Source organism: Pseudomonas sp. TH49 (assembly GCF_016650625.1).
Taxonomy (GTDB): Bacteria; Pseudomonadota; Gammaproteobacteria; order Pseudomonadales; family Pseudomonadaceae; genus Aquipseudomonas; species Aquipseudomonas fluorescens_H.
This window is the reverse complement of record NZ_JAEKFL010000001.1, coordinates 1,416,592-1,433,483: the sequence shown is the minus strand read 5'-3', so window position 1 is coordinate 1,433,483 and position 16,892 is coordinate 1,416,592. Positions and strand designations below refer to the sequence as shown.

Genomic DNA, 16,892 nt, shown 5'->3' with positions numbered 1-16,892 from the left:
AGGCTGGCTTTTTTATGCACAAGGCAAAGGTTTAGAACTGGTAGCTGACCGTGGCAGCGACGTTGCGCTCTTCGCCCATGTAGCAGAAGTTCAGACTCGCGCAGGAGGCCACGTAGGATTCGTTGGTCAGGTTGTTCGCGTTCAGACGCACGTCGACACCTTTCAAACCGACCTTGCCCAGGTCATAGCCGATCGATGCGTCGAACAGTGTGTAGGACGGCACCTTCAGGGTGTTCTCCGCATCCGCCCAGCTGTAACCGACATAACGCACACCACCGCCCAGACGCAGGCCATCGAGCGCCGCGCTGTCGAACTTGTAGTCAGCCCACAACGACGCCATATGCCGCGGCGCCTGGGTCGGCGAGTTGCCTTTGTTCTCGATCACGGCGGTCGGCGTGCTCAGAGTGCTGACCATCGACTTCGAGTACTCGATATCGGTGAAGGTATAGCTGCCGAGCACTTTCAGGTTGTCGGTCAACTGCATGTGCGCTTCCAGCTCCAGGCCTTGCGAGCGGACAGCGCCCACCGCGCGGTAGAAATTTTCCTGAGGCAGCTTGGTCGCCAGATTTTCCTGATCGATCCGGAACAGCGAGGCGGTGAACAGGTTGTCGGTGCCCGGCGGTTGATACTTCAGGCCGACTTCCCACTGTGTGCCATCGGTCGGAGGCAGAGGATTGCCAGCGCTGTCGGCATACGAGTTCGGGTTAAACGACTCGGAGTAGCTGATGTACGGCGCCAGGCCGTTCTCGAACAGATACAACGCGCCTGCACGGCCGGTCAGTTTGGTGCGCCGGTCATTGATTTCAGTACCGACCGGACGGCCTGCTTCGGCGATACGGTTCTCATCCGAAGTCTCGACCCAGTCCTGGCGCAGACCCAGCGAGAAGCGCCACTGGTCCATCTCGATCAGGTCTTGCAGGTACACGCCGGTCTGCTCCAGGCGCCGCAGGTAACTGGTGTCGCCGTACATATCGATCGCCGAATTGCCGTAGACCGGGTTGAACGCGTTGATCGGGGCCAAGCCGCCACTGGTCCAGTCGACCACGGTTTTGCGCCGTTGATAATCGGCGCCCATCAATACGGTGTGCTTGGTGGCACCGGTGAAGAATTCGGCCTGCAGCATGTTGTCGACGATGAACGCATGCAGGCGTTCATCGCCGCCGGTGTAGTAGCGGTTCAGTTCGTTGCTGGTTGGCGTCGTCCAGCCGTAGGCGTAGACCTGATCCATGTTGACCTTGGAGTCGAGGTAACGGAAATTCTGCCGCGCCGTGAAGACATCGTTGAAGCGATGTTCGAACTGATAGCCGAACGACTGCTGATCCCGCGAGTAACCGTCAATCCCCGGCTCCCCCTCGAAGAAGTGCGGCGAGATGCGGTTGCCGTTGCGCTGATGAATCGTGCCATCCGCCGGCACGCCACCGTGGTAGCCGCCATCCGGATCGTGCTGCAGATACGCCTGCAGCGTCAGCGAAGTGTCTTCGCTGAAGTCGATGCTCAGGGTCGGTGCGAGGGCGAAGCGTTTTTCCTTGTTGTGGTCGAACTGCGTGTCGGACTGATCCGTCAAACCGGTCAGACGATAGGCAATGCGTTTGTCGTCATCGACCGGACCGCTGAAGTCAAAACCGACACCGCGCTGACCTTGGGTGCCAACCGTGGCCTGAACCTGATGATAGGCCTCGTACAACGGCTTTTTGCTGGTCAGCGCCACCAGGCCACCGGGCGAGCTGCGGCCATACAAGACCGACGACGGGCCTTTGAGAATATCCACACGCTCAAGGAAATACGGATCGACCTGCATGGTGCTGTAGGTGCCGCTGTCGCCCATCGACTTGAGGCCGTCGAGGTAGATGTTGTCCACCGAGCCATCGTTGAAACCGCGCATCGCCACGTAGTCGTAGCGATGAGTCGCGCCGTAAGGGTTGGTCAGCACGCCGGGGGTATAGCGCATCGCCTGGGAGACGGTCTGTGAGCCTTGATCGTCCATTTGCTCGCGGGTCACCACCGATACGCTTTGCGAGGTTTCCAGCAGCGCGGTACTGGTTTTGGTAGCGATCTGGCTGTGTGTGGCGTTGTAGCCTTCCATGCTGCCCAGCGCGTTACCGAGGGCGAAACCTTTGATGTCGGTGGTTGGCAGTGCCAGCGCCTCGGGTTCGCTGATTGAACGCAGGATGTAGCTGTTTCCGTCTTGGCTGACCGCTTCCAGACCCGAGCCGCCCAGCAAATGGCTCAACGCCTGATCGGTGGAATATTCGCCCTGTACGCCCGGAGACTGCCGCCCCTGCGTTTGCTGCGGGGTCATCGACAAGGTGATGCCCGCCTGACGCGCGAACTGGTTCAGCGCTTCGCCCAGCGGGCCGGCGGTGATGTTGTAGCGATGACTGCTCGCTTCACTGGCATTGGCGGCGAGGCTCAGGCCTGGCAGCACACCGGCGCCCAGAACGGTGGACAGCAGGGCAGCGCGAATGGCGTGCCCCAGCAGGCCCGATTCGGCAGTGAAGTTCAGCGAGTTCTTACAGGTGAGGCGGACAGTCATTGTAGGTTTCCGTAGGCAGTCGCAAAGGCTGAGTTGAAGTGCTTACTGACCAAGCCGGACTTGTCGCGAAAACCCGCCAAAATAATTTCAGGCCACAGCCTCAAGCGTTACCCACCAACGGGTGCGATAGCGCAATTGCACCGGCAAAGTCTGCGGCAGGATTGCCAGCAGCTTGTCGGTGTCCTCCAGGCGGAACACACCGGACAGGCGCAGATCAGCCACCTGCGGCGTGCACGTCACGAAGCCCTGACGATAACGTCCGACTTCATTGAGGAAATCGCCCAGGCGCATGTTGCGGGTCACGATCAAACCATCGACCCAGGCGCCCACGTCCATATCCAGTGGAGGTGCAGGGCGCACCTGATGGTGATCGATCAGAAAGGTCTGTCCGGCGAGAGCCTCAACCGAAGCTCCGCCGTTGTGGATGGCGACGCGCCCGGAGCTGACGCTCAGTCGCGTGCAATCGTTTTCCTGGCGCAGGATGAAGCGGGCATTGGCCGGCTCATAAGTGCCATGGCGACTTTGCACGCGAAGCGGCCGGTTGAATGCCGCGCCTTCATCATTACTCCCGCAAGTGACGATGATTTCGCCACGGGTGAGTTTGATCAGCCGCTGCTGCGCGGTGTAATCCAGATCCACGGCGCTGGCCGTGTTCAGCTCGATCCGCGTGCCGTCGGGCAACTGGAAGCCGCGACGCTCGCCGGTCGCCGTAGCGTAGTCGGCGCGCCACTGCTGCCAGACGGCGGTGTCCTTGGCCAGCCATGCGGCGGAACCCATCAGCACCGCGCCGGACAGCAGCTTCAAGGCCTGCCGCCGCCCCAGCCCCTGCGCACTGTTTTCCAGGGTATTGAACGCCACCTGTGCGCCGGGCACGGCGCGCAGGTTGTGGCTCAGTTCGGCCTGCAGCGACTGCACGCGCTGCCACGCCAGTTCATGCTCGTGATGTTCGGCGCGCCACGCTTCGCATTGGCGACTCAGGCGCGCATTGCCATGGTTGTTGCGCAGCCGCAGCAGCCAGTGAATGGCTTGTTTGACCACCTGTTGCGGCGGTTCGGCGCGTCGCCCGGTCGAGAGGTTATCCACAGGCATCAGCTGTCGTACCGCAACACGTAGCAGTGATACAGCGCATCGGCGACGTAACGCTCCACCGAGCGCAGAGACAAGCCCAGCTGTTCGGCGATCTGCTTGTGCGTCAAACCTTCGCACTGCGCCAGCAGAAATGCCTGACGGACTTTCGGCCGCAATCCTTCGAGCATGCGCGCGATGCTTTCGAGCAGCTCGATCACCAACGCGCGGGCTTCGGCGCTCGGGGTTTCGGCTTCGGGCAAGTGGGCGATGGTTTCGAGATAGGCGCGTTCGATTTCTTCACGACGCCAATGGTCGATCACCAGGCCGCGAGCGATAGTGCGTAAAAATGCGCGGGGCGCCTTGAGCTCCAGGCTTTCGGTACGTTGTAGCAGGCGTACGAAGGTGTCCTGAGCCAGATCCGCCGCATCTGCGGCATTGCCCAGCCGTGCTCGCAGCCAGGCGTTGAGCCAGCCGTGATGACTACTGTAAAGCGCCTGCACTGCAAACTCAGGTGAGGACATGAACGCGACAGCCCGAACGTCACAAATGATAATTAGTCGCATTTTTATCAAGGGCGGTGAATTTTGCAACCTCCGCTCGGATAACCAGCATAAAAAACTTTATAGCGAACGCTCTGGCACGCCGTTCGGCGGGAATCTGTCAGAAATGCCGTGCATTTCCCACACAACCCTAAGATTTCTGCGAACCGTGCCGACAGACTGGTGAGACATGCGTGCACCAAAGTAGAGCGGCCATCAGAACGCTGCCTGCGCTGTACATGGAATGTTGCATCCCGGAACGCATCCCCACTTTTGCATAAGAAGTCCCATGAAATGAATCTCAAGTTCAGCCATAAAATCCTGTTGGCCGCCTCGGGCGTCGTGGTCCTGGCTTTCGCTTTGTTCACCCTCTACAACGACTATCTGCAGCGCAACACCATTCGCCAGAACCTCCAGTCGTCTGTGCAGCAGGCCGGCGATCTGACCGCCAGCAGCGTGCAGAACTGGATGAGCGGGCGAATTCTGGTGCTGGAAAACCTCGCGCAGAACGTTGCCCATCAAGGCAAGGACGCCGACTTCCCTGGGCTGGTCGATCAACCGGCCTTCACCTCGAACTTCCAGTTCACCTACGTCGGTCAGGCCAACGGTGTGTTCACCCAGCGCCCTGACGCGAAGATGCCCGACGGCTACGACCCGCGTCAGCGTCCTTGGTACAAGCAAGCCGTTGCTGCCGACAAAACCATGCTGACCCCGCCGTACATGGCCGCGGTCGGTGGTCTGGTGGTGACCATCGCCATGCCGGTGAAAAAGAGTGGCGAGCTGCTGGGGGTGGTCGGCGGTGACCTGAGCCTGGAAACCCTGGTAAAGATCATCAACTCGGTGGACTTCGGTGGCCTCGGCCACGCATTCCTGGTCAGCGGTGACGGTCAAGTGATCGTCAGCCCGGACAAAGACCAGGTGATGAAGAACCTCAAGGACATCTACCCGAATTCCGGTGTGCGCATCGAGAAGGGCAACCAGAACGTGGTGCTCAACGGTCAGGAACGCATTCTGTCGTTCACTCCGGTCAGCGACTTGCCGAATGCCGATTGGTACATCGGTCTGTCGATCGATCGCGACAAGGCCTACGCCGCCCTCAGCCAGTTCCGTACTTCGGCGCTGATCGCGATGTTCGTCGCGGTCGCTGCGATTGCGCTGCTGCTGAGTCTGCTGATCAACGTCCTGATGCGTCCACTGACCACCATGGGCCGCGCGATGCGGGACATCGCCCAGGGCGAAGGTGACTTGACCCGGCGTCTGGTCGTGGAAGGCAAGGATGAGTTCGCTGAACTGGGCAGCTCGTTCAACCAGTTCGTCGAGCGTATTCACGCGTCGATTTCCGAAGTGTCCTCGGCCACGCGTCACGTGCACGACCTGTCGCAACGCGTGATGGCCTCGTCCAACGCCTCGATCATCGGTTCCGACGAACAAAGCGCGCGCACCAACAGCGTGGCCGCCGCGATCAACCAGTTGGGCGCCGCCACTCAGGAAATCGCCCGCAACGCCGCCGATGCTTCGCAGCACGCCAGCGGCGCCAGCGAGCAGGCCGATGACGGTCGTCAGGTGGTCGAGCAGACCATTCAGGCGATGACCGAGCTGTCGCAGAAGATCAGCCTGTCGTGCACGCAGATCGAAACACTCAACGCCAGTACCGACAACATCGGCCACATCCTCGATGTGATCAAAGGCATCTCGCAGCAGACCAACCTGCTGGCGCTCAACGCGGCCATCGAAGCGGCACGTGCCGGTGAAGCCGGACGCGGTTTTGCGGTGGTGGCGGACGAAGTGCGCAACCTCGCCCATCGCACCCAGGAATCGGCGGAAGAGATCCACAAGATGATCACCTCCTTGCAGGTCGGTTCCCGTGAAGCGGTGACCACCATGAACGCCAGTCAGGCGTCCAGCGAAGAGAGCGTGGAAGTGGCGAACCAGGCCGGTCTGCGCCTGGTCAGCGTGACCCAGCGCATCGGCGAAATCGATGGCATGAACCAGTCGGTGGCCGCTGCAACCGAGGAGCAGACCGCCGTGGTGGAAACCCTCAACGTCGACGTCAACCAGATCAACCTGCTGAACCAGCAGAGCGTGGCCAACCTCAATGAAACATTGAAGGACTGTGATGCGTTGTCGCAGCAGGCCAACCGCCTGAAGCAACTGGTGGACAGCTTCAAGATCTGATCCGCAGATTGAAGACCGCGTTATCGTTCTTCGCGAGCAAGCCCGCTCCCACAGGTTGACCGTGTTCCTCTTGAAGGAATGCAATCAAAATGTGGGAGCGGGCTTGCTCGCGAAGGCGGTAGCTCAATCACCGCAGAACTGAAGCCTTAAACAAACAGCTTCAACACATTCCCCATCGCATCATCGGCAAACCCCTGCACGAAATCCTTGAACCCCGGCAGTGCTTCCTCCCCACCTGAAGCCGGCTCGGCAATGATCGTCCAGGTCGCCCGCGACTTCCCTGCGCCCAACGATTCCACATTCATCGCCGCCCACAGATTGGCCACACCCAAGGTGTTGTAGATCGTGGTCCAGGTCATGGCCCGTGCCTGCTCATCGCGGGAGTTGAGTTGCTCGACCACCACGTTGCCGTCCTTGAAGAATTTCTTGCGCAGCGAGGACACGCCTTCGCCGGTCATTTCGATGTGCGACAGCGCCGGGATGAAGCGGTCGAAGCCAGCGAAATTGCCGACCACCGCCCAGACCTGCGCGGCGTCCGCCGGCACTTCCACCGAAGAGATGACATGGCAGCCGTGAGGGTTTTTGATCAGGGTGTCCGGTTGCAGAGTGCTCATGGTGTTGCTCCTTTTTTGGATGAATCAGATGAAGTTGATTTCTTTCAGGTAATCGCAGCCGCGACGCAGCAACGCCGGGGATTTTTCCGGGTAGTGCGCGCCCATCTGTTGCACGCCGGCTTCGGCGTTGGCGTGGCCGATCAGGGAGATGTCGCCAATGTCCTCCTCGAAGCCGTTGAGGTAGAAACCGAGCACGCCAAACAGCGCGTTGTCGGTGTCGACCCGGCCCAGTTGCTGCTGCCAGTCGGCGACGCTTACCAGCGAGAATTCACTGCCGGTTTCGCGGAACGAGGCGACGTAGGCATCCCAACTCAGCGGTTCGGGGTTGTGCAGGTTGAACACCGCGCGCTCGGTCGAATAACGGCTGGCGTGGAAGGCGATGAAACGCGCTAGAAAGTCCACCGGCATCAGGTCGAAATTCAGCGCGAAGGCCGGCACCTGACCGAGCTGGATCGAGCCTTTGAGCATCAGCATCAAACGGTTTTTGTGCGGCTGGCAGACGCCGCTCAGGCTGTTGAAACTGATGTTGCCGGGGCGATACAGGTTGACCCACACCCCCCGCTCGCGCGCCCGTTCGAGGACGCGCTCGCCGACCCACTTCGACAGGTTGTAGCCGTTGCGGATGTAGATCGGCGGGGTCGGCGCGGCAGGCAATTCGAGCACTCGGCCTTCGCCATCGACGGTGCTTGAAGCGGACAGCGTCGAGACAAAGTTGAAGACCTTTTTGCTGCGTCCTTCACACAGGCGCAGCAGCTCGAAAATCGGCTCGACGTTATCCGCTGCCAGCGACTCGTAATCGAGCACGTGGTTGACGTTGGCGGCGTTGTGCACCAGTGCGCCGAACTCGCGATCGAGGCGCTGATAATCGTCGTCGGCCAGGCCCAGTTGCGGGCGGGTGAGGTCTGCCGAATAGATCCGCACCCGACTCAGATCCAGGTGCTCGAGACGGTTCTCGCGCAATGCCTGAGCAAAACGCTGCGCCGCCGTTTGCCCGCCACCATCACGCACCAGACACGCCACCTCGCTGGCGCCCCAACCGAGCAGCGCTTCGACGATGTGCACGCCGACGAAACTGTTGGCGCCGGTGACGATCACCTTGTGCACATCGCCCAGACGACTGATCGGCAGCGGCTCGATGTTCAGCGGGCGCTCGGCGTCGGCCATGGCCTGGGCGCTGAGCACCGCGCTGTCATCGGTGCCGCGCACCAGCGTCGCGAGTTTGATTATGGTCGGCAGTTCGATGAAGCGGTTGATCGAGATGCTGCGCCCGAACTCCTCACGCAAGCGCAGCAACATCCGCGACAGCAGAATCGAATGTCCACCGAGATTGAAGAAGCTTTCGTCGGTGGAAATATCGCTGCTCGGCAGCTCCAGCAGTTCCGCCCAGATCTCCAGCAGCAGCGCTTCGTCGGCGTTTGCCGGCAGGCATTTCGGGCCGCTGTCCTGCACACTCACCGGCAGCTCCAGCAATGCCTTGCGGTCGACCTTGCCGTTGCTGGCGAACGGCATCTGCGCCAGTTCAGTCCAGGCCACCGGTTGCATGTAGTCCGGCAAAAACTGCTGGGCATGCGCCTTCAACAGATCGCGGGCAGCGTCCGATTGCGGCTGCGCAAGGAACGCCAGAATCCGCCGCTGACTGTCGATCACCACCGCCACCTGACGGTACAACTGGCTCTCGCGCAGGCAGCGCTCGATCTCTTCCGGCTCGACCCGGAAACCGCGGATCTTTACCTGATTGTCGCGCCGTCCGCACAGCTCGATACCGTGCTCGCCCCACTTGGCCATGTCGCCGCTGCGGTACGCGCGCAACGCTTGGCCGTTTGGCAGTTGCAAGGTGAGATAGCGCTCGGCGGTCTGCTGCGGGTTGTTCAGATAACCGAGGCAGACGCCGGGACCGACGATGAACAATTCGCCGACGGTGTTCTCCGGCACCGGTTGCAAGTCGTCATCGAGAATCAGCACCTGACTGTTGGCAATCGGTGCGCCGAGGGTGCGGTTGCTGTCACCCGGTTGGAGCTGGCGAGCCGTGATCAGCACCGTCGCCTCGGTGGGGCCGTAGAGGTTGTGCAGCTTGCCCTGCCGGGTCAGTTGCTCGATGACGAAAGGCTCGCAGACGTCGCCACCGGTCATCACCTCCACGCCTTGCAGTTGCTCCAGCGGCAGGATGCTCAGCAGCGCCGGCGGCAGGAACGCGTGGGTCAGTTGTCGGCGGCGGATCAGCGCCACCAGTTGCAGTGGATCGCGGCGTTGGGTGTCGTCGGGCACCACCAGTTCGGCGCCCTGCAGCAGACTCGGGAAGATATCGATCAGCGATGAGTCGAAGCTCAGCGAAGAGAACTGCAAGACCCGACTCTCGGCGCGCAACTGCACGTAATCGGCGTACCACGCCGTGAAGTGGGCGAGGTTCGCCTGGCTCAGCAGCACGCCCTTCGGATGGCCGGTGGTGCCCGAGGTGTAGAGCGCCATGCATGGCGCTTCAAGCGTCAGTCGCTGACGCATCAACGGCAGGTCGAGATCGGCGTCGGCACTGTCGATACGACTGACATCCAGCCCGGGCATTGACTCGCTGAGCGGGTGCTCGCCGTCGTGCAGCAACAACACCGCGCCGGCGTTTTGCAGGATGTATTGCTGGCGCTGCAACGGATGGCTCGGCTCCAGCGGCAGATACACCGCGCCACTGCCGAGCACCGCCAGAATCGAGGCGAACAGCGCCGGACTTTTCGGCTGGCAGATACCCACGATCCACGGCTGCGGATGCTGCTCGAGCAGCGGTTGCAGGCGTTGCTGGATCGCACGGCTGTGGGCGTGCAACTGGCGGTAGCTGAGCGACTGCTCGGCCAGATGCAGCGCCGGTCGCTCGGCGTGTTCGATCAGGCTCTGTTGCAGTCGCTCGATCAGCGGTGTCTGCGCCTGTTGCAACAATGCCGGATGCGCCGTGGCGTTGAGGCGATGGACGTAGGCCAGACTGTCGAGAAACGACAGGTCTTCCACCTGCTCGAAGTCCGGCGCCGTGGCCGGCGATGCCTGCTGGAAGTACCCGGCATCGCGGGAGAAGCGGCTGACCAGCAGCGCGACTTCGTCAACCAACTGTGTCAGCACTCGCTGGCGCAGTGCCTGACCGTTGCCGGACGGCTCCTCGCCAATCGGCACGCGGCTGATCAGTGACGAGCCGATGAAACACAGCAGGTCGAGTGTCGGCAAACCACCAATGCTTTGCCTTCCGATACCCAGGCGCAGATGCAGATGGGGGATTGCACAGCGATCGCCGGCGCCGATGAAGCCATCGTCGATGATCAGATCCACTGTCGATTGCGCGGCGCCGCTGCGCATCAATGAGTGACCGTGTTGTTCGAGTTCCTGTGCCAGGTCGGTCATGGCCTGGCTGGCGCCAATCAGCAAAATGTCGAGACGTCTCATGTCGGCCTCCTCATCACACCAGATAGTCACGCAGGGCGTGCTGCACGCAGGGCGTGTCGAGCAGCGAGCTGTTGTGGAAAAAACGCACGATGTTGCCCACCAGCGGATGGTGGCGATTGATCGGGAAGGCCAGCCCGGCCATTTCGTCCTTGAGCGAGCGGCGGATCGCATCACTGACCGGCAAGGCGTCGATCAGGCGCAGATCGAAGGACTTCTGGATGTCATTGGTCAGGTAATGGCCGATGAACACCGGCAGGATCTGCGCAATGGTTTCCCGGTCCGCGTCATTGGCGGTATGCCAATAGATGCGCACCATGCGCGCCCAGAAGCTGGAGTGCCGACCCTCGTCGAGCAAGTGATCGGCCATCAGGCCTTTGATCGACGGCTTGACCGTGTCGTCGCGAGCGAACGCCGCGACATCGCCGGTCACGGTGTTTTCGGCGATGGCCACGCAGATCAGTTCTACCGCGCTGCGCAGGTGCTCGGGCGCCAGAGCCACAGCGGCGGGAATCGCCCGGCTCAGTTCGATTTCAGCAGGCAGTTCGATCGGCTCGATGCCGGTCATGGCCACGGTCTGCTGCATGAAATCCATCGCCACCAGTGCGTGATAATCCTCGTCCACCACCACGGTCATCGCGTCGTAGCGACAGGCGAACGGGAAGGGTACGGCGAAGCGATTCTTGGCGATGGCGCGGGCGGTCTGGTCGACGATTTCGGTCTCGAAAATCACCACGTCGTTGATGAACTTGTACAGCGTCTGCACCAACGCAAAATCACGCTGCTGCGGGCACTCGCGCAGGAAGGTTTCGCTGAGCACCAGGGGCTGGCGGCTCAACGGATAGATCAGGCGTTCATCGTCTTCCAGAACACGCCGTGGCCGGGTGCGGATGGTGGCGCGGGTTTCCCAGGCGTCGGCGAAGGATTGATAGTCGGCGGCGTTCATTGGGCCACCTCCGCCAAGGGTTCACGCATGCTCAGACGCAGGCCGTCCCACAGGGCGATGCGGCTTTCCACGGCCGCGATGGCGCTGGCGTAGACCTCGGCTTCACGCTGCGGATCGCCATCGACCAGGCGCTCAAGCAATTGCTCGGCGGCCGGGCCGTGATCCTCGGAGTCGACCTCGATGTGGCGTTCCAGGTAATAGCGAAAGGTTGGTGCCTGTTCGATGCCGATCCCCCAGTCATCGAGGATGCGCTGGAACATTGGCGGGATCACGCTCTCGCGGCCATGCAGGAACGCGGCGGCCACGCTGTGGCCTGGCGCATGCAGCGCGGTGTTTAGCGTCTCGCGGACAAATTTCGCTGCTGCCGGATCGACCTCGACACTCTGCAGAGCGACGTCGTAACTCACGCCTTCCTGTTGCAGCGCGACAAACCGCTCGACCGCCGTGGTGCTCGCACCGACTTCGCGCATGGCGTCCAGGTACAGCTCGAAATGGCTGTAATGGCCGTGGGCGGGACGATCATCCGACTCTTCGCCAAGCACGATCTCGTTGATCAGCCGCGCAGCATGCGGATCGCGTGGCGGCAGCCATGGCAGGCGGGTGCAGGTCAGTTCCTGTTGCAGGCGTTTGGTCAGCGACATGAAATCCCACACGGCGAAGACGTGAGACTCCATGAACCGGCGCAGTACCGATAACGAATCGATTTCGGTAAAGATCGGGTGAACGCTCAATTGAGCTTTTTTCAGGGCGAGTTGTTCTTTAGTTGGCATCATGGCGAACCTCGGTGTTATTGGAATAGAGGGAGTTGCTCGTTCAGTGCATCAACGCGGACTTGATAAATTTGAAATGTTTTCTATTGGCGAGTGCGGGCCTCATTCGGATTAATGAAAGTTTGCAAAGTGCATGAAAGGCTCTCGGCCATGCGTTGGCGACTATTTGCCAAAGCTATTGGCTGACTGCGGAGCCGTGCCGTGTTTGCGGGTTGAACCCGCTCGGCGAGGAAAAGCTAATACATCGTCAAATAACTTAACAAGTTTATTTTTAATTATTTTTAGTTGTGTGTTTTTCAAGTATGAGTTGGCCCGGTAAAACTTTTGATTTCAGTTTTACTTGGGCGTAGTTGCTCCTTTCGGCAAATAATGGCCAAAATTGAAGACAAGAGTGAATGCCTCACTCAAAGCAACTTTCCGATGCAAAGATTGAAGTGATGTATAGGAATGAAAGTTGGCCGGAAACGGCGCCGTAACTTCCTTTTATCCCGTGGCAAGGCTCCTTCCGTAGGTTCCTGGTGCGGGGACTGCGCCGGCGGTGCGGAGCGTCGCCCGTTCTTCATGGGTTGGCCGTTAAAGAGTGCGGGTAAATTGGCAGGACGGCTATGACCGATTCGTCCGCAGCGAGCTGCAATGCCGGGCATATGGGCGCTGGGAGGTTAGAGCGAACAGGCCGATCCGCCAGCAGATTTGCGGCGGAGCGCAGAGAGGATTTGTAAGCGGGTTATTCGCCGGTCAGGCGTGAAGAGCAGAGACCGGCAGAAAGGGAATCAGCGTACGGCCTTGCGGTTTTGTCCGGCAGAGCTGGCGAGGTAACGGGTGATCACGTCGACGCCACGGTTGAGGTGTTGCGTGAGCAGCTTCACCGATAGCTCGACATCGCGCTCGATCACCGCGTGGAGCATGGCGCGGTGATCTTCCTGGGACAACTTGCCCAGGCCCATGGCTTCAAGGTTGAAACGCAGAAAGCGCTCCTCCTCGTTGAGGCCGTCTTCGACCAGTCGCAGCAGCCGCTGATTCGGGGCCTTGCTGTACAAGGCCATGTGGAACAGGCGATTGAGCCGACCGATTTCGCCGTAGTCGTGCTGGGTCTCGAGCTCTTCGATATAGCTGGCGGCGCGTGCGTGATCGGCGCTGGTCAGCAGCGGGATCGATTGGCGCATGGCTTCGGATTCGAGCAGGATCCGCAACTCGTAGGTTTCGGTGGCGTCGCCTTGAATCAGCGGGGCAACCACAGCGCCCTTGTGGGTGGTGACACTCAGCAGCTCCTGGGCCTCCAGCTGACGCAGAGCCTCGCGCACCGGCATGCGGCTGACCCCGAACAGGTCGGCCAGGTCCTGCTGACGCAGGGCGGTGCCGCATGGCAAACGACCGTCAAGGATCGCCGAGCGCAAGGTCTCTTCGATGATCGAACGGGCGAGGTGTGCGGGAATCGGCCCGTCGACTTTGATGCTGTGCAGCGGTTTGGGCTTCTGTGTCACAACTACTCACCCTGAATGAAGACGGAATTTGGATCCAAGGACACTAGTGATTGCTCCACAGGTTGTCAAACCGTGTGAAGCGGCGATCCTGTGCGAAGTTTAGCGCGCTGGCGATGATCTCAGTGTGCCATTGTTTTTTGTCCGGCTAAGCTTCACCATCAAACGCTTTCCTTCCTGCCTCCTGGAAACCTGCTGTGGCGGTACGTTTCGCGATCCCCCGGACTTTGCGCTGGCTAGGCTGTGCACTGTTGCTGGCCGGCGTCATGCTGGGCGGTCTGCATGCCGATTGGGATTTTTCCGCGATCAGCCGCAAGGCCACGGCGCTGTACGGCCCGCTGGGTGCCGGGCAGCAGCGGATCGATGCCTGGCAGAATCTGCTGGCGACGCAGAAACAGGTCAGCGAGATGGAAAAGCTCAAGGTGGTGAACCTGTTTTTCAACAAGCAGATGCGCTATGTAGAGGACATCGATCTGTGGGGGCAGGTCGATTATTGGGAGACGCCCATCGAGGCGTTGTGGAAAGGCGCCGGCGATTGCGAAGACTATGCGATCGCCAAGTATTTCAGCCTGCGCCATCTCGGGGTATCCAGTGACAAGCTGCGCATCACCTACGTCAAGGCACTGCGCCAGAACCGCGCGCACATGGTGCTGACTTACTACGCCACCCCCGATGCCATGCCACTGGTGCTCGACAGCCTGATCGATCAGATCCAGCCGGCGTCGCGGCGAACCGATTTGCTGCCGGTCTACTCTTTCAATGCCGAAGGTCTGTACCTGCCGGGGGCCAAGGGCAACAAAAGGGTCGGTGACACCAAACGCCTGTCGCGCTGGCAGGATGTGTTGAGAAAAATGCAGGCCGAAGGTTTCCCGGTCGAAACGACTAACTAGGAGCACGCGCTCAGATGTCTTTGTTCAAACAGCTGTTGATCGCTATCTGTCTGTTCCTGGTGGTCGCCTTCACCGGCAGCTTCATGGTCAGTCTGGAGAGCTCGCGCACCCAGTACGTCAACCAGCTGCGCTCCCACGCCCAGGACGCGGCCACGGCGCTGGCGTTGTCGCTGACGCCGAATATCGACGATCCGGCGATGGTCGAGCTGCTGGTCAGCTCGATTTTCGACAGCGGCTATTACGCGAGCATCCGCGTGGTCGATCTCAAGACCGACAAGACCATCGTCGAGCGCAGCGGGATTCCGGCGGTCAGCAATGTGCCGGACTGGTTCGTCAAACTGATTGGGCTGGAGCCGGCCGGCGGCGATGCGTTGGTCAGCCGTGGGTGGGAACAGGCGGCGCGGGTTGAAGTGGTCAGCCATCCGATGTTCGCCGTGGCCAAGCTGTGGCAGAGCGCGTTGGGCAGCCTCGGCTGGCTGCTGCTGTGCGGCGCGGTCAGTGCGGCGCTGGGCGCGCTGCTGCTGCGCCGGCAATTGCGCCCGCTCGACTACATGGTCAAACAGTCCCACGCCATCGCCCGCCGCGAATTCCTCAGCCTGCCGGAGCTGCCGCGTACTCCGGAACTGCGCCGCGTGGTGCAGGCGATGAACCAGATGGTCGAGAAGCTCAAGGCGCTGTTCCAGGAGCAGGCCGAGCGCAGTGAAAAACTGCGTGTCGAGTCCTATCAGGACAACTTGACCGGCCTGGCCAACCGACGTTATTTCGAAATGCAGTTGAACAACCGGGTGAGCAATGCCGAACAGGCCAGCTCCGGTTATTTGCTGCTGTTGCGGGTCAAGGATCTGGCCGGGCTCAACCAGCGCCTGGGCGGTCAGCGCACCGATGAATTGTTGAAAGCGGTCGGCGAGCAATTGTCCCGCGAGTGCGCCCGCTACCCGGAAACCCAGAACCTCGTGACGCGCATTCGCGGCGGCGAGTTCGCCGTGCTGGCACCGGGGCTGGTGCGCGAAGAAGCGCTGCAACTGGCGCAGAACCTCGACAGTGCGTTGAGCAGCCTGCACGCCACCGGCGCCACGGATGTACCGGCCGTGGCCTCGATCGGCCTCGCACCGTTTGCTCACGGCGATTCACCGCAAGCTGTGCTGACACTGGGTGATCAGGCGCTGGCGCAGGCCGAGGGGCAGGGCGAGCGGAACTGGGCCTGTATCGATCAGAGCCTGGTGGCCGATGTCGGTGACGATCACCACGCCTGGCATCGGTTGCTTGATCAGGCGCTGAACCAGCAGCGTTTCGAGCTGTACTTCCAACCGGTGGTGGCCGCCCAGGACACGCAACTGGTGTTGCATTACAAAGTGCTGTCGCGACTGCTGGATGAGCAGGGCGAGACCATTCCGGCCGGACGTTTCCTGCCGTGGCTCGAGCGTTTTGGCTGGACCGCGCGACTCGACCGCCTGATGCTCGAGCGGGTGCTGGAACAGATGAAAGGGCACGAGGATTCGCTGGCGCTGAACCTGTCTTCGGCAACCCTGGCCGATTCGCAAGCGCTGAACAAAGTGTTCGAGATTCTGCGTGCGCACTCCGACCTCGGCGAGCGCCTGACGCTGGAGATCGGCGAGGAACAATTGCCGGAGCAAGCGGTGCTGGAGCAGTTGACCCGACGTCTGCGTGAACTCGGTTTTTCCCTGAGCCTGCAGCGCTTTGGTGGACGCTTCAGCATGATCGGCAACCTGGCGCGGCTGGGGCTGGCGTACCTGAAGATCGATGGCAGCTACATTCGCGCGATCGATCAGGAGAGCGACAAGCGCCTGTTCATCGAGGCGATCCAGCGTGCGGCGCACAGCATCGATCTGCCGCTGATTGCCGAGCGGGTCGAGACCGAAGGGGAGTTGTCAGTGATTCGCGAGATGGGCTTGTATGGGGTGCAGGGGCAGTTGTTTGGTGAGCCCAAGCCCTGGAAGTAAACTTTTAGTACGGCGGCGTCATTGATGCCGTCTTCGCGAGCAGGCTCGCTCCCACATTGGAATGCATTTCAAATGTGGGAGCGAGCTTGCTCGCGAAGGGGTCAGTCCGGTCACTGAAGATCGCGGATCAGATCAGCCCGGTCTCTTCGTCGTCGATCAAGTGGCTCAACCCGCCCAGCGCTTCCCGCGCCTGGGTCCGATCCATCAGCTTGGCCTGCGCCGCCGGCGGCAGATCGGTAACGCGGATCACGCCCTTCTGGGTCAGCACCTGAATCAGGTCGTCGAGTACCCGAATCATCTCCAGATCGCTCTGTTTGAGCTGTTTCAGGCTGGTTTCCACGACCTCGTTGGCGAACCAGGCCTGGATTTCATGGCTGTCGGCGGGCAGCGTTTCCGAGGCTTCGGCGTAGGCCGCAGCTTCCACGCGGATCAGCTGACCCTGCGCATCGCGTTGCACGTAAAACATTGAGCATCCCTCAGAAAGAACCAGCGTCATGCTGTCAG

At 61.0% G+C, this 16,892-nt stretch carries 12 protein-coding genes; 3 read left to right on the top strand and 9 right to left on the bottom strand.

Annotated features, from left to right (window positions below; genetic code table 11):
• Nucleotides 1-31: 31 nt before the first annotated feature.
• The 3 genes from JFU48_RS06445 to JFU48_RS06435 all read right to left on the bottom strand — a co-directional run bounded on the left by JFU48_RS06445 (nucleotide 32) and on the right by JFU48_RS06435 (nucleotide 4,122).
• Nucleotides 32-2,533, bottom strand: coding sequence for a TonB-dependent siderophore receptor (locus JFU48_RS06445; protein WP_103486138.1), 2,502 nt, complete (start codon nucleotides 2,531-2,533; stop codon nucleotides 32-34).
• Nucleotides 2,534-2,620: 87 nt separating this feature from the next.
• Nucleotides 2,621-3,622 (bottom strand): FecR domain-containing protein, encoded by a 1,002-nt coding sequence (locus tag JFU48_RS06440; protein WP_201136112.1) that lies wholly within the window; start codon nucleotides 3,620-3,622, stop codon nucleotides 2,621-2,623.
• Complete coding sequence (locus JFU48_RS06435) at nucleotides 3,622-4,122, bottom strand: sigma-70 family RNA polymerase sigma factor (protein ID WP_201136111.1); 501 nt, start codon at nucleotides 4,120-4,122, stop codon at nucleotides 3,622-3,624. The genes JFU48_RS06440 and JFU48_RS06435 overlap by 1 nt, the downstream gene beginning before the upstream one ends.
• Nucleotides 4,123-4,434: 312 nt before the next feature.
• On the opposite strand from JFU48_RS06435, the gene JFU48_RS06430 reads away from it, so the two are divergent.
• Nucleotides 4,435-6,315 carry a methyl-accepting chemotaxis protein gene (locus tag JFU48_RS06430; RefSeq protein WP_003220435.1) on the top strand — a complete coding sequence of 627 codons (1,881 nt, stop codon included), beginning with the start codon at nucleotides 4,435-4,437 and terminating at the stop codon, nucleotides 6,313-6,315.
• Between the two features lie 146 nt (nucleotides 6,316-6,461).
• Here the strand turns inward: JFU48_RS06430 and JFU48_RS06425 are convergent, their stop codons facing one another.
• The 5 genes from JFU48_RS06425 to JFU48_RS06405 all read right to left on the bottom strand — a co-directional run bounded on the left by JFU48_RS06425 (nucleotide 6,462) and on the right by JFU48_RS06405 (nucleotide 13,540).
• Nucleotides 6,462-6,929, bottom strand: a complete 468-nt coding sequence (locus tag JFU48_RS06425; protein ID WP_201136110.1) for an SRPBCC family protein — start codon at nucleotides 6,927-6,929, stop codon at nucleotides 6,462-6,464.
• A 24-nt stretch (nucleotides 6,930-6,953) separates the two neighbouring features.
• Nucleotides 6,954-10,346: a non-ribosomal peptide synthetase gene (locus JFU48_RS06420; protein WP_201136109.1), complete on the bottom strand. Its 3,393-nt coding sequence runs from the start codon at nucleotides 10,344-10,346 to the stop codon at nucleotides 6,954-6,956.
• Nucleotides 10,347-10,359: 13 nt separating this feature from the next.
• Nucleotides 10,360-11,289, bottom strand: a complete 930-nt coding sequence (locus JFU48_RS06415) for a diiron oxygenase (RefSeq protein WP_003220441.1) — start codon at nucleotides 11,287-11,289, stop codon at nucleotides 10,360-10,362.
• Entirely contained in the window at nucleotides 11,286-12,062 is a 777-nt protein-coding gene (locus JFU48_RS06410) for a DUF3050 domain-containing protein (protein WP_003220443.1), read from the bottom strand. Before JFU48_RS06410 ends, JFU48_RS06415 begins: the two co-directional genes overlap by 4 nt.
• A gap of 767 nt (nucleotides 12,063-12,829) precedes the next feature.
• Nucleotides 12,830-13,540 (bottom strand): FCD domain-containing protein, encoded by a 711-nt coding sequence (locus JFU48_RS06405; protein ID WP_201136108.1) that lies wholly within the window; start codon nucleotides 13,538-13,540, stop codon nucleotides 12,830-12,832.
• 194 nt (nucleotides 13,541-13,734) lie between these two features.
• Between JFU48_RS06405 and lapG the strand changes: the two genes are divergently transcribed.
• Nucleotides 13,735-14,427 carry a cysteine protease LapG gene (gene lapG, locus JFU48_RS06400; protein ID WP_201136107.1) on the top strand — a complete coding sequence of 231 codons (693 nt, stop codon included), beginning with the start codon at nucleotides 13,735-13,737 and terminating at the stop codon, nucleotides 14,425-14,427.
• A 14-nt stretch (nucleotides 14,428-14,441) separates the two neighbouring features.
• A complete protein-coding gene (lapD, locus tag JFU48_RS06395) occupies nucleotides 14,442-16,388 on the top strand; it encodes a cyclic di-GMP receptor LapD (protein WP_103486144.1) in 1,947 nt (648 codons plus the stop codon).
• 127 nt (nucleotides 16,389-16,515) lie between these two features.
• Here lapD and JFU48_RS06390 read toward each other — a convergent pair whose 3' ends face one another.
• Nucleotides 16,516-16,854 (bottom strand): hypothetical protein, encoded by a 339-nt coding sequence (locus tag JFU48_RS06390; RefSeq protein WP_003220449.1) that lies wholly within the window; start codon nucleotides 16,852-16,854, stop codon nucleotides 16,516-16,518.
• Nucleotides 16,855-16,892 lie beyond the last annotated feature (38 nt).

Excerpts from the sequence above, each read along its gene's own strand:
- JFU48_RS06445 (WP_103486138.1), bottom strand. The coding sequence starts at position 2,533 with ATGACTGTCCGCCTCACCTGTAAGAACTCGCTGAACTTCACTGCCGAA.
- JFU48_RS06440 (WP_201136112.1), bottom strand. The coding sequence starts at position 3,622 with ATGCCTGTGGATAACCTCTCGACCGGGCGACGCGCCGAACCGCCGCAA.
- JFU48_RS06435 (WP_201136111.1), bottom strand. The coding sequence starts at position 4,122 with ATGTCCTCACCTGAGTTTGCAGTGCAGGCGCTTTACAGTAGTCATCAC.
- JFU48_RS06430 (WP_003220435.1), top strand. The coding sequence starts at position 4,435 with ATGAATCTCAAGTTCAGCCATAAAATCCTGTTGGCCGCCTCGGGCGTC.
- JFU48_RS06425 (WP_201136110.1), bottom strand. The coding sequence starts at position 6,929 with ATGAGCACTCTGCAACCGGACACCCTGATCAAAAACCCTCACGGCTGC.
- JFU48_RS06420 (WP_201136109.1), bottom strand. The coding sequence starts at position 10,346 with ATGAGACGTCTCGACATTTTGCTGATTGGCGCCAGCCAGGCCATGACC.
- JFU48_RS06415 (WP_003220441.1), bottom strand. The coding sequence starts at position 11,289 with ATGAACGCCGCCGACTATCAATCCTTCGCCGACGCCTGGGAAACCCGC.
- JFU48_RS06410 (WP_003220443.1), bottom strand. The coding sequence starts at position 12,062 with ATGATGCCAACTAAAGAACAACTCGCCCTGAAAAAAGCTCAATTGAGC.
- lapD (WP_103486144.1), top strand. The coding sequence starts at position 14,442 with ATGTCTTTGTTCAAACAGCTGTTGATCGCTATCTGTCTGTTCCTGGTG.
- JFU48_RS06390 (WP_003220449.1), bottom strand. The coding sequence starts at position 16,854 with ATGTTTTACGTGCAACGCGATGCGCAGGGTCAGCTGATCCGCGTGGAA.